20 protein-coding genes and 1 pseudogene are annotated in these 18,550 nt (G+C 72.8%); 7 read left to right on the top strand and 14 right to left on the bottom strand.

The genetic code is table 11. From position 1 onward, the window contains the following. Nucleotides 1-68: 68 nt before the first annotated feature. Nucleotides 69-1,055 (top strand): helix-turn-helix domain-containing protein, encoded by a 987-nt coding sequence (locus O3597_RS27675; RefSeq protein WP_164448588.1) that lies wholly within the window; start codon nucleotides 69-71, stop codon nucleotides 1,053-1,055. A 6-nt stretch (nucleotides 1,056-1,061) separates the two neighbouring features. On the opposite strand, the gene O3597_RS27670 is transcribed toward O3597_RS27675, so the two are convergent. After that, nucleotides 1,062-1,547 (bottom strand): Lrp/AsnC family transcriptional regulator, encoded by a 486-nt coding sequence (locus tag O3597_RS27670; protein WP_164448589.1) that lies wholly within the window; start codon nucleotides 1,545-1,547, stop codon nucleotides 1,062-1,064. 141 nt (nucleotides 1,548-1,688) lie between these two features. Between O3597_RS27670 and hppD the strand changes: the two genes are divergently transcribed. Genes hppD through hisC form a run of 4 tightly spaced genes read left to right on the top strand, consistent with a single transcriptional unit; the run spans nucleotide 1,689 to nucleotide 5,794 of the window. Beyond that, nucleotides 1,689-2,894 carry a 4-hydroxyphenylpyruvate dioxygenase gene (gene hppD, locus O3597_RS27665; RefSeq protein ID WP_164448590.1) on the top strand — a complete coding sequence of 402 codons (1,206 nt, stop codon included), beginning with the start codon at nucleotides 1,689-1,691 and terminating at the stop codon, nucleotides 2,892-2,894. An 11-nt stretch (nucleotides 2,895-2,905) separates the two neighbouring features. Continuing rightward, on the top strand, nucleotides 2,906-3,691 hold the full coding sequence (locus tag O3597_RS27660; RefSeq protein ID WP_281602856.1) for an RDD family protein: 786 nt from the start codon (nucleotides 2,906-2,908) through the stop codon (nucleotides 3,689-3,691). 22 nt (nucleotides 3,692-3,713) lie between these two features. Beyond that, nucleotides 3,714-4,697 carry an RDD family protein gene (locus tag O3597_RS27655; protein ID WP_281602855.1) on the top strand — a complete coding sequence of 328 codons (984 nt, stop codon included), beginning with the start codon at nucleotides 3,714-3,716 and terminating at the stop codon, nucleotides 4,695-4,697. Next, complete coding sequence (gene hisC / locus O3597_RS27650) at nucleotides 4,694-5,794, top strand: histidinol-phosphate transaminase (RefSeq protein ID WP_164448593.1); 1,101 nt, start codon at nucleotides 4,694-4,696, stop codon at nucleotides 5,792-5,794. Before O3597_RS27655 ends, hisC begins: the two co-directional genes overlap by 4 nt. Nucleotides 5,795-5,860: 66 nt before the next feature. On the opposite strand, the gene O3597_RS27645 is transcribed toward hisC, so the two are convergent. From O3597_RS27645 to O3597_RS27610, 8 genes are all read right to left on the bottom strand, one after another. Next, nucleotides 5,861-6,952, bottom strand: a complete 1,092-nt coding sequence (locus O3597_RS27645; RefSeq protein ID WP_281602854.1) for a hypothetical protein — start codon at nucleotides 6,950-6,952, stop codon at nucleotides 5,861-5,863. Nucleotides 6,953-6,977: 25 nt separating this feature from the next. Continuing rightward, the gene (locus tag O3597_RS27640) at nucleotides 6,978-7,517 is read right to left on the bottom strand and encodes a hypothetical protein (protein WP_281602853.1); all 540 of its coding nucleotides are present in this window, start codon (nucleotides 7,515-7,517) and stop codon (nucleotides 6,978-6,980) included. 59 nt (nucleotides 7,518-7,576) lie between these two features. Beyond that, entirely contained in the window at nucleotides 7,577-8,113 is a 537-nt protein-coding gene (locus tag O3597_RS27635) for a hypothetical protein (protein ID WP_281602852.1), read from the bottom strand. 56 nt (nucleotides 8,114-8,169) lie between these two features. Beyond that, the gene (locus tag O3597_RS27630) at nucleotides 8,170-9,420 is read right to left on the bottom strand and encodes a PQQ-binding-like beta-propeller repeat protein (RefSeq protein ID WP_281602851.1); all 1,251 of its coding nucleotides are present in this window, start codon (nucleotides 9,418-9,420) and stop codon (nucleotides 8,170-8,172) included. 109 nt (nucleotides 9,421-9,529) lie between these two features. Then, nucleotides 9,530-10,000: an SRPBCC family protein gene (locus O3597_RS27625; protein ID WP_164448595.1), complete on the bottom strand. Its 471-nt coding sequence runs from the start codon at nucleotides 9,998-10,000 to the stop codon at nucleotides 9,530-9,532. Nucleotides 10,001-10,093: 93 nt separating this feature from the next. Continuing rightward, on the bottom strand, nucleotides 10,094-10,303 hold the full coding sequence (locus tag O3597_RS27620) for a DUF397 domain-containing protein (RefSeq protein WP_164448677.1): 210 nt from the start codon (nucleotides 10,301-10,303) through the stop codon (nucleotides 10,094-10,096). 175 nt (nucleotides 10,304-10,478) lie between these two features. After that, entirely contained in the window at nucleotides 10,479-11,693 is a 1,215-nt protein-coding gene (gene fahA / locus O3597_RS27615; protein WP_164448596.1) for a fumarylacetoacetase, read from the bottom strand. Next, the gene (locus O3597_RS27610; protein WP_164448597.1) at nucleotides 11,690-12,556 is read right to left on the bottom strand and encodes a hypothetical protein; all 867 of its coding nucleotides are present in this window, start codon (nucleotides 12,554-12,556) and stop codon (nucleotides 11,690-11,692) included. The genes fahA and O3597_RS27610 overlap by 4 nt, the downstream gene beginning before the upstream one ends. A gap of 80 nt (nucleotides 12,557-12,636) precedes the next feature. Between O3597_RS27610 and O3597_RS27605 the strand changes: the two genes are divergently transcribed. Beyond that, a complete protein-coding gene (locus O3597_RS27605; protein WP_164448598.1) occupies nucleotides 12,637-13,803 on the top strand; it encodes a homogentisate 1,2-dioxygenase domain-containing protein in 1,167 nt (388 codons plus the stop codon). Nucleotides 13,804-14,489: 686 nt separating this feature from the next. Here O3597_RS27605 and O3597_RS27600 read toward each other — a convergent pair. From O3597_RS27600 to O3597_RS27585, 4 genes and pseudogenes are all read right to left on the bottom strand, one after another. Further along, nucleotides 14,490-15,104, bottom strand: a pseudogene (locus tag O3597_RS27600) (tetratricopeptide repeat protein); the annotation flags it as partial. A 10-nt stretch (nucleotides 15,105-15,114) separates the two neighbouring features. Next, nucleotides 15,115-15,597: a 2-C-methyl-D-erythritol 2,4-cyclodiphosphate synthase gene (gene ispF / locus O3597_RS27595; protein ID WP_164448600.1), complete on the bottom strand. Its 483-nt coding sequence runs from the start codon at nucleotides 15,595-15,597 to the stop codon at nucleotides 15,115-15,117. A 16-nt stretch (nucleotides 15,598-15,613) separates the two neighbouring features. Continuing rightward, nucleotides 15,614-16,309, bottom strand: a complete 696-nt coding sequence (gene ispD, locus O3597_RS27590) for a 2-C-methyl-D-erythritol 4-phosphate cytidylyltransferase (protein WP_164448601.1) — start codon at nucleotides 16,307-16,309, stop codon at nucleotides 15,614-15,616. Nucleotides 16,310-16,365: 56 nt separating this feature from the next. Continuing rightward, a complete protein-coding gene (locus tag O3597_RS27585; RefSeq protein ID WP_007073334.1) occupies nucleotides 16,366-16,851 on the bottom strand; it encodes a CarD family transcriptional regulator in 486 nt (161 codons plus the stop codon). A 372-nt stretch (nucleotides 16,852-17,223) separates the two neighbouring features. Here O3597_RS27585 and O3597_RS27580 point away from each other — a divergent pair, with 372 nt between their 5' ends. Next, nucleotides 17,224-17,895: a hypothetical protein gene (locus O3597_RS27580; protein WP_281602850.1), complete on the top strand. Its 672-nt coding sequence runs from the start codon at nucleotides 17,224-17,226 to the stop codon at nucleotides 17,893-17,895. A 34-nt stretch (nucleotides 17,896-17,929) separates the two neighbouring features. On the opposite strand, the gene O3597_RS27575 is transcribed toward O3597_RS27580, so the two are convergent. Further along, complete coding sequence (locus O3597_RS27575; RefSeq protein WP_164448602.1) at nucleotides 17,930-18,529, bottom strand: hypothetical protein; 600 nt, start codon at nucleotides 18,527-18,529, stop codon at nucleotides 17,930-17,932. Between the last annotated feature and the right edge of the window lie 21 nt (nucleotides 18,530-18,550).

The raw sequence follows: 18,550 nt of genomic DNA, 5'->3' as shown, positions 1-18,550 counted from the left end.
CACGCCGCTCAGCCTGGTGGCACGCGCCGGGCCGCTCTATCCTTTCGCTGGAGAGCGAAAGGTCGGGGATGCGGATCGAGGTCACCCCGGCGGACGTGGCAGCCAGCCGGTACGCCATCTCGCCGCTGGGCGAGGCGGTCTGGGCGCTGCGCGTGCACGCCGGCCAGCACGCCGTGCCGGGGCTGGCGCCCTGGGTGGCCCGTACCCGACCGGTGTTCGAGCGGCTGCGCCGGGACTTCCCGGCGGTGGGCGCGCTGATGGCGCTGCTGCGCCGGGGCGGCTACAACGCCGACTTCATCCAGCCGCCGCCCGCCGGCACCGGTCGCACCTTCGCCGACGAGCTGGCCGTGGTCCGGGCCACGCCGCTCGGGCAGGCCCGTGACGAGTTGTCCCGCAATCTCGCCGGACTGCCCACCCCACCGGCGTACGCCCGCCGCATCTACGACGCGCCGGACGTCGTGCACCGGCTGGCCGACGCGATCGAGGCGTCCTGGACGGCCCTGGTACAGCCGGACTGGCCGCGACTGCGGGCCGTGCTGGAACGGGACCTGGTACATCGCGCGGGCCGCCTGCTCGCGTACGGCTGGGGGGCCGCCGTGGCGGACTTGGACCCGAGGCTGCGCTGGGTCTCCGGTGGCGGCCTCGGCGCGATCGAGGTGGCCGACCGCGACCCCCGCAGCTACTCGTTGGACGGCCGGGGCCTGCTCTTCATCCCCACGGTCTTCGGCGTGATGATCAACTATGTCGAGCCGCCGTGGCCGTTCGCGATCGTCTACCGGGCCTCCGGGGTGGCCGAGCTGCTCGGGCCGCCCGACCCGGGCCGTCCCGAGGACGCCCTGGACCGGCTGGTCGGGCGGTCCCGCGCGGCGGTGCTGCGGGCGCTCGCCCTGCCCGCCACGACCAGCCAGCTCGTCGTGCAGCTCGGGATGAGCCTGGGCGGCGTCGGCGACCACCTGTCGGTGCTGCGCGACGCGGGCCTGATCACCCGGGTCCGCTCCGGCCGGTCCGTCCGCTACCGCCGCACTCCCCTCGGCGACACGCTTGCGGAGAACTGACCGGACTCACCGCACCGCCGAGCGCAGCAGTGGAAGGACCCGGTAGGGGATCTGCTCGGCGAGCGCGATGATGGTGGAGGCGCGGGTGATCCCCTCGTACGCCACGATCTGGTCGATCACCCGCTGCAGGTCGGTGTTCGAGCGGGCCACGATCCGGCAGAGCAGGTCGCCCGAGCCGGTGATGGTGTGCGCCTCCAACACCTCGGGGATCGCCGCCAGGTGCCGGGTGACCGGGTCGTGCCCGTGCCGCTGGCTGATCTCCAGGGTGACGAAGCTGGTCACCGTGAAGCCGAGCGCGGCCGGGCCGAGGTCCGGCCCGAAGCCGGCGATGACGCCCCGGCCGACCAGCTTGTCGAGCCGCGCCTGGACGGTCCCCCGGGCGACCCGGAGCCGGCGCGAGCACTCCAGCACGCCGATCCGGGGTTCCTCGGCGAGCAGTTCGATGAGTCGCACGTCCAGCTCGTCGAGCTGGGCAACCTGACCAGTGTTCATGCGTGAAGACCATACCGTTTGTGCAACCTGACCAGCGTATGCCGTGAGGGTTGCCCAGTGCGCCCGGTCACCGCGATGCTCGGCACACAGCACACGATCCCGTCGGCCCACCAGGCCGGCCGGTACGCGAGGGAGGCCACCATGACCCAGGCGATCGACCGACCCCAGCCGACCGAGGAGGTGGACGTCGACGCTCTCGTCGGCGCCGTCGACCACGACACCAGCAAGGACCCGTTCCCGGTCAAGGGCCTCGACTACGTGCATTTCATGGTGGGCAACGCCAAGCAGGCGGCGCACTACTACTCCACGGCGTTCGGCATGACCTGCGTGGCGTACCGGGGGCCGGAGCAGGGCTACCGTGACTACGCCGAGTACGTGCTGACCAGCGGTTCCGCCCGTTTCGTCTTGACCGGCGCGGTACGCCCCGACGCACCCGGCGCCGAACACGTGACGAAGCACAGCGACGGCGTGATCGACATCGCGCTGGAGGTGCCGGACGTCGACGCGGCCTACTCGCACGCCGTCCAGCAGGGCGCCAACGGCCGGACCGAGCCGACCGACCTGACCGACGAGCACGGCACGGTCCGCTTCGCGGTCATCGACGCGTACGGCGACACCCGGCACACGCTCGTCGACCGGTCCCGCTACACCGGTCCGTTCCTGCCCGGCTTCGTCGCCCGCGGCCCGATCGTGGACCGGCAGCCGATGATCGACGCCGGCATCCAGCCGAAGCGCTTCTTCCAGGCCGTCGACCACGTGGTCGGCAACGTCGAGCTGGGCCGGATGGACGAGTGGGTCGAGTTCTACCGCCGCGTCATGGGCTTCACCAACATGGCCGAGTTCATCGGCGACGACATCGCCACCGACTACTCGGCGCTGATGAGCAAGGTCGTCGCGAACGGCACCCGCAAGGTGAAGTTCCCGCTCAACGAGCCGGCCATCGCCAAGAAGAAGTCGCAGATCGACGAGTACCTGGAGTTCTACCGGGGCCCCGGTGCCCAGCACATCGCCGTGGCCACCAACGACATCCTGGCCAGCGTGGACGCGATGCGGGCGGCCGGCGTCGACTTCCTGGAAACCCCGGACTCGTACTACGACGACCCGGAGCTGCGCGCCCGCATCGGCGAGGTACGCGTACCCATCGAGGAACTCAAGTCCCGCAAGATCCTGGTCGACCGGGACGAGGACGGCTACCTGCTGCAGATCTTCACCAAGCCGGTGCAGGACCGGCCGACCGTCTTCTTCGAGCTGATCGAGCGGCACGGCTCGCTCGGCTTCGGCAAGGGCAACTTCAAGGCGCTCTTCGAGGCCATCGAGCGGGAGCAGGAGAAGCGCGGCAACCTGTAACACTGTCGAGCGTGACCCAGCCCCCACCCCACCCCACGTCGCCGGCGGGTGGCGGCCCACCGATCGGTGGGCCGCCACCCGCCGCCGGTGACGCCCCGCCGCCCACCGGCCTCCCGCCGCAGTACGCCCCACCCCCCGCAGGTTGGGCCGGCTCGCCACCCCCACCGGGCGTCCCCGGTGGCCCGCCGCCCGGCTGGCCGCCGGGTCAGCCGCCGCCGGGCTGGCCCCCAGGTCAGCCGCCACCGCAGTGGGTTGCCGGGCCGCCACCGCCGGTGCTGGGGCCGGGTGGGCGGCCGCTGGCCAGCTTCGGTGACCGGCTGCTGGCCTACCTGATCGACACCGCAGTCGTCGTCGCTGCCCTGTTGGTGGTGTTCGTGCCGCTTTTCGTGATCTTCATGGCCCGGATCCTGGACGTGAATCCGGAGACCAACCCGGACGGCACCGTGGCGGAGCCCGGGTTGTTCGTCGTGGAGATCCTGCTGCCGATGCTGCTGCTCCAGGCCGCGTCCATCGTGATCATGTTCGGCATCTACTGGCTGTACCACGTCGAGTACCTCAAGCGGACCGGCCAGACTCTGGGCAAGAAGGTGATGGGCCTCCAGGTGGTTCCGCTCGATCCGACCGGCACCCTCGATCGACGGATGGCGGGGAAGCGATACCTCGTGGAGTTCGTGGGCGGGTCGCTGGTGCCCGCCGGCAGTTACGTCGACGGCCTCTGGCAGTTGTGGGACAAGCCCTGGCAGCAGTGCCTCCACGACAAGTTCGCCGGGACCGTCGTCGTTAAGGTGTCGAGGTGACTGAGCGCAGCGAGGCCGCGCCGTGAGCGTGGCACCCGGTTGGTACGTCGACCCCGCCGACCCGGAAACCCGCAGGTACTGGGACGGTGAGGGCTGGATCGGCGCGCCCATCCCGGTGGACGCCACGCCACCCGAGGGCCCACCCCCGCCCGAGCCCGAGCCGGCACCGGAGCCGACCTCGCCTGCAGCCACCTCGACACCTGCCACGCCCGACGTCCCCGCCGCCGGTACCCCGTCGGCCACCGTTCCCCAGGGCTCGCCGTCGGGCTGGCCCGGTGGTGGGGCAGCGCCACACGGTCCGCCGCCCGGCTGGCCAGGCGGCCCAGCGTCGTCGCAGGGTGGACCGGCCTGGCCGACAGGTGACACGCCGCAGGGGCCGCCGCCCGGCTGGCCGTACCCGACCTGGCCCGGACGCCCGCCGGCACCCCGGCCGCACGGCATGCCGCTCGCCTCGTTCGGCGCCCGGCTGGGTGCCCGGCTTATCGACTTCGGCATCGTCTTCCTGCTCAACGCCCTGGTCAACGGCTGGTTCGTCTGGCGCTACCTCCAGGAACTCTCCGCACCGCTGGACGAGTTCTGGCGCCGGGTGCAGTCCCAGGACCGCACCACCGACCCGCTGCCCGCCGCCGGCGATCAGGCCGGCGCGCTGGTGGTGACGATCCTGCTCATCGCCACCGCGCTCTGGCTGGCGTACGAGGTGCCGTCGATGGCCGCCAGCGGGCAGACCTTCGGCAAGCGGCTGCTGCGGGTCCGGGCGGTGCCGGTCGAGGCGGACGCGCCCCTGGGCTTCGGCCGGGCGCTGCGCCGCTGGAACACTCTCGGCCTGCCCACGCTGCTCTGGTACTGCTGCGGCCTCGGCTTACTGCTCCAACTGATCGACGCGCTCTCACCGCTGTTCGACCATCCGCTGCGGCAGGCACTGCACGACAAGCGGGCGCAGACCGTGGTGGTTCAGCTTCCCCGTACCCCCGACGACCGCGCCAACCCACCGGGAGAGACCTCATGACCGACGGACGACAGCAGGCGGCGGTGCGGCTGACCCGCGCCGACCTGGACGCGCTGCCCAACTACGTGCCCGGGCGCAGTCCGGCCGACCTGGCCCGTGAGCTGGGCCTGCCCGAGGCGATCAAGCTGGCCAGCAACGAGGTGCCGTACGGCCCGCTGCCCGGCGTGGTGGAGGCGGTGGCCGAGGCGGTCGCCGGCGTGCACCGCTACCCGGACATGGGCGTGGTCGCGCTCCGCCAGGCGCTCGCCGAGCGGTACGGGGTGGACGTCGACCGGGTGGCGACGGGCTGCGGTTCGGTGGCGCTGGCCGAGCACCTGGTCCGCGCCACCTGCCTGCCCGGCGACGAGCTCGTCTACTCGTGGCGCTCGTTCGAGGCGTACCCGATCATCGCGGCGACCAGCGGCGCGACAAGCGTGCAGGTGCCCAACGACGCCGGGCACGGGCATGACCTGGCGGCGATGGCCGCGGCGGTGACCGACCGCACCCGGATGATCCTGGTCTGCAACCCGAACAATCCGACCGGCACCGCGGTACGCCGAGCGGAGCTGGACCGCTTCCTCGACGCCGTACCCGACGACGTGCTGGTGGTGATCGACGAGGCGTACCGCGAGTTCGTCACGGACCCGGAGGTGCCGGACGGGCTGGACTACGCCGACCGGCCGAACGTCGCGGTGCTGCGCACCCTGTCCAAGGCGTGGGGCCTGGCCGGTCTGCGGATCGGCTTCCTGGTCGCCCAGCCGCAGGTGGCGGCGGCGGTCCGCAAGGTCGTCACGCCGTTCTCCACCAGCATGGCCGCCCAGGCGGGCGCGTTGGCCGCGCTGGCCCAGGCCGACGAGGTACGCCGGCGGTGCGCGCTGGTGGTGGCCGAACGCGAGCGCGTCGGTGAGGCGCTGACCAAGCTCGTCCCCGGTGTGCCGGCCAGCCAGGCGAACTTCGTCTGGCTTCCGCTGGGCGACCGGGCGGTGGAGTTCGGCAAGGCGTGCGAGTCGCGGGGCGTGATCGTCCGTCCGTTCCCCGGCGACGGAGTGCGGGTCACCATCGGCACCCCGACCGAGAACGACGCCTTCCTGGCCGCGGCCGAGGCCGCCCTGAGCTGACGCCCCGAACGCACCGAGGAGTTACCGGGCCGGTCCGCCATCCCCCAGCGGACCGGCCCGAGTCTCCTACCCCTGCGGCACCGGCTCCCGCTGCTGCGACCGCCGCCGGTAGGCGAAGCCGAACAGCAGCGCCAGCACCAGCCCCGAGGCGACAAGTCCGCCGGCCAGCACCCCGCTCGACCGGTCGGCGCTCGCCGCCGCCGGGACGGTCGCGCCGCCGAAGCTGACCCTGCCGCTGGCGCTGCGCTTCGTCCAGCCGCTGGCCAGGTCGAGCTTTGCCGACCAGGGCCCGTCGGGCAGGCGGGAGTCGAGCGCGATACGGACGGTGGTGCTGCCGTTCAGGGGCAGCGTCGCGGCCTCGACCCGGACCGGATCGGTGGACAGCCCACCCGGCCCGTCGGCGAGCCGGAGTTCGCCGGCCAGGTCGAGCGCCCGCTTGCCGGTGTTGCGTACGTCGGCGGTGACGACCGGCGTACCGTCGGGCTCCCGCAGGCCGGTCAGCGGCCCGATCTGGAAGCCGGACGGCGGCTCCCCGCCCGGACCCACCGACAGGTAGACCCGGATGCCGGCTCGACCGACGTTGCGGATCTGCTGGCCGTCCGTGCCCGAGATCTCGGCCCAGACCACCGCGTACCGCTCGCCGGCTTCGGCGGCGAGCGGCACCCGGATCGTGACCAGCGCCTCCACCTCCTCACCGGCGGCCAGCGCCTCCTCATCGGGTTCCACCCGGATCCAACTGCTCAGCTCGTTCTCGGTCCGGTCCGGCGCGATGACGAAGCCCTTCTTCGTCACCGTCGCCGCGGCGGCGTAGAGCGCGACCTTGCGCTGGACCTCCGAGGAGTTCTTGACCACGATGCGTCGTTTGATCGTGGTGCCGGGCTTCACGTGGTCGACGATGTACTTGTGCGCCCGGGAGTCGTCACGGCGGTTCACCGGTGCGTCGAGCAGGCGCACCCCGACCGACACGGCAGGACCGCTGGGGCTCGGCGAGGCACTGCCGGTCGGCTGCGGCGGCTTGGATCGACCGTCTCGCCGGTCGGCCGCCGGCAGGTCGACGACATCGGGTGGTGCCGGTTCGGCGCGGGTCACCGCCCGGGGCGCCGGCACCGCCCCGGCTGCGGCCGACGCCGGCGCCCCGGCCGTGACCAAAAGGGTCACGGCCAGGGCGAGGGCGCTGACGCGGTCATGACACCGAATGGGTGATCACCCCCGAGTACGAGCCACCGACCGCTCCCCCCGGGATGGTGATCCGGATGTCCGGTGCCCAGGTCGCGGAGTTGTTGCCGGCGCCGGAGGTCTTCGAGAAGGCGACCCGTGGCACGTTCAGCGTGACCGCATCGGCCTGGGTGGGCTGGCCGGGCACGAAGGTGCCGGTACCGGTGGTCGAGATCGCCCCTCCCGACCAGTACTCGACCAGGTTTGGCAGGATCGTCTCCTCGGGAGTGCCAGTGCCGGTGGTGAACGAGCTGCTGCTCACCGTGGCCGTCCAGGTGGCGTTCAGGGCGGCCCGGCTGTCCGTGACGGTGACGTTGCCCAGTTCGCCGGTGATGGAGTTACCGGCGAACGCGGCGCCGAGGTTCACCGATGCCGGGACTGAGATGTCCAGGTTCGCGGTGGCGACCGTGAAGGTCACGATGGTGTCGCCGGACGGGGCGGCGGCGGGTGCCGCCAGGGCCACCACGGCCGCCGCGGCGGCGGTCAGGGTAAGAAGTGGCTTCCTCATGCCGATCACGCTCGAGCCGAGAAATCGGCTATACTTGGCATTAATGGGCAAATCACCTATCAGGCTACAGAGTGGGTGATCGTGCCCGTGTAGGTGCCAGCGACGATGCCGGTCGGCACGACGATCCGCAGGCTCGGGTTCCAGGCGACCCGGTTGTTGCCGTTGCCGGAGGTCTTCCGGAACGCCTCGCGGGTCACGTTCAGCGCCACCGCCTGCGCCTGGGTGAGCTGCCCGGGCACCAGGGTGCCGCCGCCGGTGCTCTGCACCGCCGGCCCCGACCAGTAGAAGACCGAGGCGTTGGAGATGGTCCGCTGCGCCCCACCCCCGCCGGTGGTGAAGATCGTGGCGGAGACCGTCGCCACCCAGGTGTTCGGGTTGATCGGGCCACGGACGTCCGTCACCTCGACCCGACCCAGCGGCCCGGTCAACACCCCGCCGACGAAGGCGGTGCCGAGGTTGACCGCGGCCGGCACGGTGATGTCCACCCCCGGCGTTGCGGCCAACCGGACGGTCCGCCCGGTCGGGGCGGCGGCCTCCGCCGGAGCGGCGGCGACAAGGATGACGATCACGCCCAGCAGGGCTGCCAAGAGACGCACAGTGGGACTATAAGTAACTTATGTCCGTTTTGTCGAGCTGACCGCACCGCTGATTGTCACGTAGCGGCGACTATCAACGATTCGGCGGTCAGGTAGTACCGCTGGTCGTCAGCATCGGGATCGACCGGTGGACGCAGCCGTTCCACCACCACGAACCCGGCGGCCGCGTACGCGTCGCCCGGCACCCAGCCGGTGCCGTCGGAGCCGATGTCGAGAACGAAGCCGGACAGTCGCGTACCGGTGGCGGGGTCCACCGTGACGAGCTCGTTCGCCTCGGTGAGCGCGTGCACCCGACCGGGCTGGACCGCGATCACCCGCCCCGGACCGACCTCGACCCGCCAGCGCTCCTCGCCACCGGGAACGGTCTCGCCGATGAGCACCCCGTCGACCAGGCTCACCGCCGTCCCGTCGACCAGTTCGGTGCCCGGGCCGTCCAGCGCCGGCACCTGGACCGGAGCCTCCGGGCCGAGCAACCAACCCTGGGCGGGCCCGTCGCCGGGGCGGGACGTGCGCAGCGCGGCACAGCCGTCACCGTCCGGCCGGCAGCCGAGCAACGTGGCGGTCAGCTCGTCACCGGCGTCCGGCGGTCGCCACCTGGCCGTCACCACACCGGTCGCGGTGTCCCGGAACTCGACCACCGCCGGCCCGTCGCAGTCGTCCACGGTCAGCAGCCGACCACCCGAGCCGGCACCCACCGGCTCCCGGCAGCCGGAGCGCACCGCCGCCCGCCACAGCCGTCCGCCATCGGCCAGGTCGACCGCCTGGACCGCGCCGTCGCCGGAGCTGACGACCACGTGGTGGCCGTCGGCCGTCCGGCTCACCGTGAGCCCGCTCGGCCGCCAGACGACCGCCGTGCCGGTGCGTCGCGCCATCCGCTCCGCCGCCGGCTCCGGCCCGGCCGCCCGCCAGGCCACCCGACCGGTACGCGCGTCGATCGCCACGAGTTGCCCGTCCGACCACCGGCTCACCACCGTCGTCCCGCTCGCCACCACCGCGTCCAGGCTCGCCGGCCAGCGCCGGAAGGACCAGTACGGGGTACGTCGGCTGCGGCTGTCGACCGGTTGGTCGGCGTACACCTGCCGAGGGGCGGCGTACACCCGTAGCCGACCGTCGACGATCAGCGGAGCGACCGGCAGGCGACCGGTCACCCCCGGGTCAGGCATGCTCCGCGCCGGGTAGTCGTCCCGAGCAGGGGTGCTCACCTCCGCCGGCGCCAGGACCCGGTACGCGATGATCCCGGCCGCCGCGGCGACACCCACCGCCGCCACCGCCGCCACGATCCGCCGCCGACCCGCCGCCCACCCCATGCCGCACCTCCGCACGGCACCCTACCCAGCCGCCTCCGGGCCCGCCCCCGCCCCCGAGCCGCCCCGCCCGCGCGGGTCCGGGCGTTACGGAGGCGTGCGGCGCGCTGGGTCAGGCGACGTCGGCGTGGCGGGCACTGGCTGCGGCGGCCAGGGCGGCTATGTCCTGCCGCAGCACCCGCTCCGCGGCTCGCACCGCCAACCCGCCGAGCAACAGTGCCAGCGCGCGGCCGGCAACCGCGGCCGGCTGAGCCCGCACCGTCACCGTCACGGAGGCGTAGCGGCGTCCGCGACGGTGGATGTCCCGTAGCGTCCAGGTGATCCGGTAGTCGACGCCGTCACCGGGCGAGCCGAGGACCAGCCGCCGGGGCGGCTCGGCGGCCAGCACGACGAACTCCTCGGCCATCGTGCCGCCGCCCGGTCGGCTGCGGATCTCCCGCCAGGACGTGCCCGGGCCGAACGTACCCGGCGTCAGCAGTTGCACGGGCCGATCACCGCACCTGGGGCGGGACAGGTCGGTGAGCACCCGCCACAGATCGGCCGCGGATGCCGCGACCACGCCGTTGACCGCAACGGTCGACATGCCACCTCCCGTGGCACCGACGGTACGCGGCGTGAGCGTGGCTCGGGGTCCCCGTACGGAGAATCCTCCGCCGGAGACCCCCTGCTGCTGGCATCAGCCGACGAACCGGCCGTCCCGGATCGCGTCGACGAACGCGGTCCAGCCCGGCGGGCTCACCACGAGCACCGGCCCGGTCTGGTCCTTCGAGTCGCGGATGCCCACCACACCGCGGACGGCGGCCAGGTTGTCGGCCACCTCCACGCAGAGACCCTGGTCGTTGGAGCGGCTGCTGGTCCGCCAGACCGCGTCCACGAGATCGTGCATCGTCGTCATCTCCCTCAGTCTCGACGTTGCGCCACCCGGGACCGGGCCGACCGGAAAAGGGGGGCACCGGCCGGCCCGGCGCGGCATGGCGACGGAATTCCGAGGCGATCAACGAAGACGGTGACGGTCCTTGATCGCACCCGCTGTGCGATCAAGGACAGCTGTCGGGTTCAGGTCAGTTCGCTGGCAGGACGGTGCCCGTGACCTCGCCCAACGTGAGGGTGGTGCCGTCCGGGCCCGGTGCGGTGGCGGTGATCGTCACCGTGTCGCCGTCGGCCAGGAAGGTGCGCTCCGTCCCGCCCACGGAGACCGGTTCGGTGCCGCCCCAACTGAGTTCCAGGAACGAGCCGACCTGGTCGCGTCGAGGGCCGGAGACCGTGCCGGAGGCGTAGAGGTCGCCGGTGCGCAGCGAGGCGCCGTTGACGGTCAGGTGCGCCAACTGCTGGGCGGGGGTCCAGTACATGTCGGCGAAGGGCGGCTCGCTGACCGGCTCCCCGTTCCAGAGCACCTTCAGCCGCAGGTCCAGCCCTTGGTGCGGTTCGTCGCGCAGGTAGTCGGCCACCGGCGGATCCTGCGCCGGGCCGGCGACGAACGCGTCGCGCAGCGCGTCCAGCGGGGTGACCCAGGCGGCGACCGAGGTGGCGAACGACTTCCCCAGGAACGGCCCGAGCGGCTGGTACTCCCACGCCTGGATGTCCCGTGCCGACCAGTCGTTGACGAGCACCACGCCGAAGACGTGATCGGCGAAGTCGGCGGCGGCCACCCGGCGGCCGAGCGGGCTCGGCACCCCGACCACGAACCCGACCTCGGCCTCGATGTCGAGCCGCGCGGACGGGCCGAACGTCGGCCCGTCAGAGCTGGGTCGCTGCCCCTGTGGACGCACCACCGGGGTGCCGGAGACCACGACCGTGCCAGCCCGGCCGTGGTAGCCGATCGGCAGGTGCTTCCAGTTCGGCAGCAGCGGCGGCTGGCCGGGACGGAAGATCAGGCCGACGTTCGACGCGTGGTGTTCCGAGGAGTAGAAGTCGACGTAGTCGGCCACCTCGAAGGGCAGCTCCATCCGCACCTCGTCCACCGGCACCAGCAGCGGTTCCACCGCCGCCCGGTGCGTCGGGTCGGTCAGCAGCTCGGTGATCCGATCCCGCACCGCGGTCCACTGCGGACGACCGAGCGCCAGGAACGCGTTGAGCGTCGGCCGGCACAGCGCGCCACCGGCCAGCACCAGGTCCGCGGCCTCCGCGCCGGCCAGGTCCAGGACGAGGTCGCCGACGCGTACGCCGATGCGCGGCTCGTCGTCGCCCACCCGGAACACCCCGTACGGCAGGTGGTGCACCCCGTACCCGGAACCCGCCGCACCCGGCACCCAGCTCGCTGGCTGACTCTCGCTCATGCCTCGAAGCCTCCGTTCACCAGCCCGAGCCGGATCAGATCGGTAAGTGGTTCCACGATGCTGCACGAGCCGAACCCCACCCACAGCGGGCGCGCCGCGTCGTGCCGGCCGTCGACCGCCTGCACCAGCGGGCGCTCGTCGCGCACAGTGAGCAGCTCGGCGACGGCAGCGACGGTCGCGCCCTCGGCGGCGGCCAGGGTCGCGGCGAGCACGTTGCCGAAGCCGTGGTGGGTGAACCCGGTCTCCGGGTCCACGTGCCGCACCGCGTGGTGCAGCCCGGCGGTCAGCTTGAACGGCAGCTCCCGGTCCCGGCAGGCGCAGATCACCGCGGCCAGCTCGGCGGGCGTCGGGAACAGCTCGGCGGCCAGCCCGCCGGTGCGGAACTTGGCGGCGACCGACATCCCTCGGGTACGGGCGTCGGCGAGCACGTCCAGGGCACCCATCAACCCGAAGGTGAGCGGCACCTCCGCGTAGACGGGGACGCCGTCCAGCCGGTCGGCCAGCTTCACCAGCTCGGTCAGCCCAGGTTGGGGGTCCTCGCCCCGCCGCGCGACGGGCACCTCGACCTGTCGGGCGGTCACCCCGAGTGGGGGCAGGATCGACAGCGCGACGGGCAGCCGGTCGACGCCGGTGTCACCGATCAGCCCGATCGCGAAGTTCTCCTCGGGGTCGACCAGACCGCTCAGCTCGCCCGCCGTGATCGCCGAGGCGGGCAGCAGCAGCGGGCCGACCAGGTCGGCGTACCACGCGGCACGGTGCCGCCGGTGGGCCGCCACGGCGTCGGGCAGCGGCGCGCTGCCCGGCGGGAAGACGGCGGCGTCGTCGACCAGGCCGGCGACAAGAGTGGGCAGCTGCGTTGACACGAGACAAGAATGTACGGGACGCTTCAAGAAGCGGACAACAGCGTCCGATTATCGGACGGACAGCGGACCGGGAGGGCGAGATGCCGTACTACCGCAGCGTCGGCGAGCTGCCACGCAAGCGCCACACCCAGTTCCGGCAGCCGGACGGCAGCCTCTACACCGAGGAGCTGATGGGGCAGGAGGGCTTCTCCTCCGACTCGTCCCTGCTCTACCACCGGTACGCCCCGACCGCGATCGTCGCCGCCGAGGAGTTCACCCCGCCGGCCGTGACGCGGATGCCGAATCTGCCGCTCAAGCCCCGGCACCTGCGTACCCACAAGCTCGACGGAACCGGCGCGGACCCGGTCCTCGGCCGGCGTTACCTGCTCGCCAACGACGACGTGCGGATCGCCTACGTCCTGGCCGACCGCCCCTCGCCCCTGTTCCGCGACGCCACCGGCGACCACTGCCTCTACGTCGAGGCGGGCACCCTGCGGGTCGAGTCGACGTTCGGCGTGCTCGACGCGGTGGCCGGCGATTACGTCATCATCCCGACCTCTACGGTGCACCGCCTGGTGCCCACCGGCGACACCCCGACCCGACTGCTCGCCGTGGAGGCGTCCGGGCACATCGGCCCACCCAAGCGCTACCTCTCCGTACGCGGCCAGTTCCTGGAACACTCGCCGTACTGCGAGCGCGACGTCCGGGGACCGGACACCCCGCTGCTCGTCGACGGCACCGACGTCGAGGTGCTGGTCCGCCATCGTCGGGGATGGACCCGGCACGTCTACGCCAACCACCCCTTCGACGTGGTCGGTTGGGACGGGCACCTCTACCCGTGGGCGTTCTCCATCCACGACTTCGAGCCGATCACCGGCCGGATCCACCAGCCGCCACCGGTGCACCAGACCTTTGCCGGCCCGAACTTCGTGATCTGCTCGTTCGTGCCCCGCAAGGTCGACTACCACCCGGACGCCATCCCGGTGCCGTACCACCACCACAACGTCGACTCCGACGAGATGCTCTTCTACACCGGGGGCAACTACGAGGCGCGGCGCGGCTCCGGCATCGAGCAGGGCTCCATCTCGCTGCACCCGTCCGGCTTCACCCACGGACCGCAGCCCGGCGCGGCGGAACGCGCCATCGGCGTGGACTTCTTCGACGAACTGGCGGTCATGGTCGACACCTTCCGCCCGCTCGACCTCTGCGACGCCGCGACGGAGTGCGAGGACGACGGATACGCCTGGACCTGGGCCCGCCGTCCCTGAGGCGGTCAGGCCACCGGCCGGCCGATGATCGCCAGCCGGGCGGCGGTGGCGATCGCGATGGCCAGGACCAGCGGCCACGGGGTGCCGAGCAGGGCGTAGAGCAGGATCAGCGCCGGTGCCGCTGCGGCGGCGTACACGGCCAGGGCGAGCGGACGGTCGGTACGCCGCAGCACAGGCAGCACGGTCCGGGTCAGTCCGGGCAGCCGGGACGCCTGCTGCCAGAGCACGATGCCACCGCCAGCGGCCGCCACCACCGCCAGCAGCCGGGAGAATCCGGAGCCGGTCGCGGTCGAACAGGCGACCACGAGGGCGGCCACCGCCGACCAGCCGGCTCCCCAGAGCACGAACTGCCGCAATGCCGCCGGCACCGGCTGGCGTGCCACGACCGGCCCGGTGCCGAGGTGGTCCGGCCCGGACGGCCAGGCTTCGCCACGCCCCCGCTCCGGCTCTCCGGTGGGGCCGGTCACCGGCCCGCCGGTGGGTTCATCTCCGCCCGGCACCGGCCAGCCCGGACGGTCCTCCGGTCCGGCGGGACGGCTGGCGTCGACGTCGCCGGCCGCCGAACGCCCCGCCTCGTCCGGGTCGCGTCCGGGCCGGTCCGGATCGTCGTCGGCCGCGTCCGGCCGGGTCGACTCGTCCGGCACCTCGTCGGCGCGGCGCGGGTCGGTCGGCGGCAGGTTCGCCACCGCCGCTTCGGCAAGTCGCTCCAGTGCGGCGCTCCACCGACGCTGTTCCAGCCGCAGTACCCCGACGTCGTCGGCCGTCTCCGCCAGGCGCGGGTCCAGCCGGAGCGCCTCCCGGTAGGCCCGCTCCGCCAGGTCGTACATCCGCATGTTGGCCGCGACCAGGCCCAGCACCAGGTGGCCCTGCGGTTCCTCGGGGGCCAGTTCCACCGCGCGCCAGGCCGCGTTCAACGCCGGCTGGCCGTTGCGCGAGCCGGCCAGGATCGCCGCCGCGCTGCGCTGGGCGTACGCGTCCTGCGGCCCCAGGGCCAGGATCTCGTCTGCCGCGCGGGCGGCCTCGGCGTACCGTTCGAGGTCACCGAGGGCCAGCCCACGGGCGACGAGCGGGGACACCTGACCCGGCGCGGCAGCCACCGCGGCCTCGGCGGCGGCAAGCGCCTCGGTCGGTCGACCGGCGGCCAGGTGCACCCGGGCCAGCATGGTCGACACCTCGGCGGCGGCCGGGTCGAGCGCCAGCGCGAAGCCGAGTTCGGCCGCGGCCTCGTCGTAGCGGCCCAGCTCGGCCAGGAGCGTGGCACGTTCGAGGTAGCCGTCGGCGGCGGGCGGATCGGCGGACATCGCGGCGAGCCTAGGCGCTCGGCTGCTCGTACACCAGGGCGACCGCGATCCCGGCGAGTCCCTCACCGCGCCCGGTGAAGCCCAGGCCGTCGGTGGTTGCGGCGGAGACCGTGACCGGCGCGCCGACCGCCTCCGACAGCACCCGCTGGGCCTCGTCCCGGCGTGGGCCGATCTTCGGACGGACCCCCACCACCTGCACGGACACGTTGCCGATGGCGAATCCGGCGGCGCGGACCCGACGGGCCGTCTCGGTGAGCAGGGCCACCCCGCTGGCCCCGGCCCACTCGGGCTGCCCGACGCCGAAGTTGGCGCCGAGATCGCCCAGGCCGGCGGCGGAGAGCAGGGCGTTGCAGGCGGCGTGGGCGGCGACGTCGGCGTCCGAGTGCCCGGCCAGGCCGTCCTGCCCCGGCCAGTGCAGACCGGCCACCCAGCAGGGCCGACCGGCCTCGAAGGCGTGCACGTCGGTCCCGATGGCCACCCGAGGAACGATCATGAGCCGAGGGTACGCGCTACCGCCCGGTCGCCAGCAGGTGCTCGGCCAGCGCCAGGTCGAACGGTCTGGTGATCTTCAGAGCGTGCTCCGAACCGGGCACGCAGTGCACCGCCAAGCCCTGCTTCTCCACCAGCCCCGCGTCGTCGGTGAGGGCGTCGCCGGCGGCGGCGTGGGCGGCGGTCAGCACCGCCCGGCGGAATCCCTGGGGAGTCTGCACGGCGCGTAACGCGGCCCGGTCGACGGTGCCCAGCACCATCTCGTCCGCGTCGACCTCCTTGATCGTGTCGACGACCGGCAGCACCGGGATCACGGCGTGGTGACCTGCCCGGACCGCCGCGGCCACCGACTCCACCAGCGCGGGCGGGGTGAGCGCTCGGGCCGCGTCGTGCACCAGGACGATCTCCGGACCGGCGGGTACCGCGGCGAGCGCGGCAGCCACCGAGGCCTGCCGTTCCGCGCCACCGGGCACCACGGTCACCGGAGCGACCGGTGCGAGCAGTTCCCGCACGGCCGCCACCTCCGCCGCCGGCGCGGCCACCACGATGCTGTGCACCGAGGGGGCTTCGGCCAGCCGACGGACCGCGTGCACCAGCAGCGGCTCACCGGCCAGCAGCCGAAGTGCCTTCGGTCGACCGGGCCCGAGGCGTACGCCGGCACCGGCCGCAGGCACGAGGACCGCGACGTCACCGCACGGGTTGAGCTGCGCGGTCACGTCGCGGTCCTCGACGGTTTGTTCGCTACGAATCGGGTACGACGATGCGGTGCGGACTAGGCCTCCGTCAGCACCTTGTCGAGCAACGTCTCCGCCTCGTCCTTGGTGCTCTTCTCGGCCAGCGCGACCTCGCCGACCAGAATGTCGCGGGCCTTGGCGAGCATGCGCTTCTCACCCGCGGACAGCCCTCGCTCCCGCTCGCGACGCCACAGGTCGCGGACGACCTCGGCCACCTTCAGCGGGTTGCCGGAGGCCAGCTTCTCCAGATTCGCCTTGTAACGCCGCGACCAGTTGGTCGGCTCCTCGGTGTGCGGAGCCCGGAGAACGTCGAAGACCTTGCCGAGGCCCTCTTCGCCAACCACCTCGCGCACACCCACGATCTCGGCGTTCTCGGCCGGTACCCGGACCGTCAGGTCACCCTGCGCGACCCTCAGGACGAGGTACTGCTTAGGCTCGCCCTTGATGACCCGAGTCTCGATTGCCTCGATGAGTGCGGCCCCGTGGTGGGGGTAAACAACGGTCTCGCCGACACTGAAAACCATAGGTTCGAAACCCCTTTCGCTGTGTCTAGGGTAACACGCTCAGGCACCGATGTCTCACCGCTGTCCTGACCGTTGGCGCAGCTCAGGGGCCCTGTGAGAGGTATTTCTTCGGCTTGACAGACCATCCAGACGATGATTCGAACACGTTGCGTAACTTTGGGATGACCCCCGGACACCACCGTCGTGGAGGTGGAGATCCGGGAGAACAAGCGCCGAGGCTCTGCGACACACCCGCTGGAGATCAAGGGCTACGCACCCGTTCCATGATATCCCGCCGCAGCCGGACGCGGGCAGCGGTAGCGGTACCCGGCCCGGTGCGGGACGCTTGAGGAGTGCCGCGTCCGCGCACCCACGAGGTTCCAGGGGGTCGTAATGGGCAAGGCTGACGCCGATGGTCCCGGGCTGCCCGACCTGCCGCCGGAGTGGGGCCGGGTGGTCATCCCGGACGATCTGGCCGCCCTGGCCGACGAGGCCGAACAGGTCCGTCGCGAGCTGCGGCGGGCGGCTGCGGACCGCCGCCGCTGGCGTCCGCCCGCCGGCCCGGTGCTCGTACTGATCGTCGCCGTCCTGACCACCATCGCCGGCCTGGCCGCTGTCACCTGGCCCCGGGCCAGCCGGACCGGACCGGCCACCGGCACCCCCGACCCGGCGCAAGCGCAGCTGACCGGACGCCAACTGCCCGCGCTCGACCTGGTCGACGGCGGGCAGTCACCGGTGCCGCTACGCGGACTGCTGCCGGTCGTGGTGCTGCTGGTGGACGGTTGCGCCTGCCCGGAGCAGGTGACCGAAGCGGCGACCGCGGTGCCGCCGGGGGTGAACGTGGTCACCGTGGCGGTTGCCCAGCCACGGGCAGCACCGCCGGGAACACCGGTGCGACCACTCGCCGATCCGGCCGGCGGCCTACGCGCCTTCCTGCACCTGCCGGCCGGTCAGCACGGCGTGACGGCCGTGCTCGCCGACCGCACCGGCCGGATCACCCTGGTGGTACCCGAGGTCACCTCGATCGCCGACCACCACGCCGAACTGTCCCGACTGGCCGATTGATCCCGCCCTGCGCCCAGGCCCCCGCCGGGACTGCTCAGGTGAGGACGACCAGCCGGGCCTCGATCTGGACCGGCTGCGACCCGGCCGGCGAGAACGACAACCGGGCCGCTGCGCCGGTGCCGGTGAGTTCCATCAGGACCTGCCCACCGTCGCAGCCCATCGTCATCGGTGCCGCTGACCGGGCCCCGCTGACGGCCACCAGCAGCTCACCCGGGCCGGTGCAGCGCAGCCACAGCAGGTGCCGCTCACCGCGCTCCATCCGGGTCTGCCGAAGCACCGCGCCGCCGGAGCTGATCCGCGCCGACTCGGTCCAGACCAGGTCGTTCGCGCCCCGCCAGCCGTCCGCGACGGCGGAACTCGTGACGGTGCCGTCCACCGGTGGGCCGTCCGTGCCGACCACCGCTCCGGTACTCGGGTCGATCACCATCGAGGACGCCGGCTCGGGCACCACGGCGCCGGTGACCGGGTTCTCCCGCCAGTACGTGACGGACGACGACCCGCCCGGCACGAGACCCGTGTCGCTTCGCGCCTGCGGTGCCTGCGCCTGCCACCACCAGCCGCCGAGGGTCAGCACCCCCACCCCGACGGCGGCCAACAGTGCTCCGCGCAGCTGGGGGATGGCATCGACGTCCATCCTTGAAGAGTAACTCCGTCG

Source organism: Verrucosispora sp. WMMA2044, from assembly GCF_027497155.1.
GTDB lineage: Bacteria > Actinomycetota > Actinomycetes > Mycobacteriales > Micromonosporaceae > Micromonospora > Micromonospora palythoicola.
Note: the sequence above shows the minus strand (reverse complement) of the source record. Positions and strands in the feature narration are given on the sequence as shown.

Excerpts from the sequence above, each read along its gene's own strand:
- O3597_RS27675 (WP_164448588.1), top strand. The coding sequence starts at position 69 with ATGCGGATCGAGGTCACCCCGGCGGACGTGGCAGCCAGCCGGTACGCC.
- O3597_RS27670 (WP_164448589.1), bottom strand. The coding sequence starts at position 1,547 with ATGAACACTGGTCAGGTTGCCCAGCTCGACGAGCTGGACGTGCGACTC.
- hppD (WP_164448590.1), top strand. The coding sequence starts at position 1,689 with ATGACCCAGGCGATCGACCGACCCCAGCCGACCGAGGAGGTGGACGTC.
- hisC (WP_164448593.1), top strand. The coding sequence starts at position 4,694 with ATGACCGACGGACGACAGCAGGCGGCGGTGCGGCTGACCCGCGCCGAC.
- O3597_RS27640 (WP_281602853.1), bottom strand. The coding sequence starts at position 7,517 with ATGAGGAAGCCACTTCTTACCCTGACCGCCGCCGCGGCGGCCGTGGTG.
- O3597_RS27630 (WP_281602851.1), bottom strand. The coding sequence starts at position 9,420 with ATGGGGTGGGCGGCGGGTCGGCGGCGGATCGTGGCGGCGGTGGCGGCG.
- O3597_RS27625 (WP_164448595.1), bottom strand. The coding sequence starts at position 10,000 with ATGTCGACCGTTGCGGTCAACGGCGTGGTCGCGGCATCCGCGGCCGAT.
- O3597_RS27620 (WP_164448677.1), bottom strand. The coding sequence starts at position 10,303 with ATGCACGATCTCGTGGACGCGGTCTGGCGGACCAGCAGCCGCTCCAAC.
- fahA (WP_164448596.1), bottom strand. The coding sequence starts at position 11,693 with ATGAGCGAGAGTCAGCCAGCGAGCTGGGTGCCGGGTGCGGCGGGTTCC.
- O3597_RS27605 (WP_164448598.1), top strand. The coding sequence starts at position 12,637 with ATGCCGTACTACCGCAGCGTCGGCGAGCTGCCACGCAAGCGCCACACC.
- ispF (WP_164448600.1), bottom strand. The coding sequence starts at position 15,597 with ATGATCGTTCCTCGGGTGGCCATCGGGACCGACGTGCACGCCTTCGAG.
- O3597_RS27585 (WP_007073334.1), bottom strand. The coding sequence starts at position 16,851 with ATGGTTTTCAGTGTCGGCGAGACCGTTGTTTACCCCCACCACGGGGCC.
- O3597_RS27580 (WP_281602850.1), top strand. The coding sequence starts at position 17,224 with ATGGGCAAGGCTGACGCCGATGGTCCCGGGCTGCCCGACCTGCCGCCG.
- O3597_RS27575 (WP_164448602.1), bottom strand. The coding sequence starts at position 18,529 with ATGGACGTCGATGCCATCCCCCAGCTGCGCGGAGCACTGTTGGCCGCC.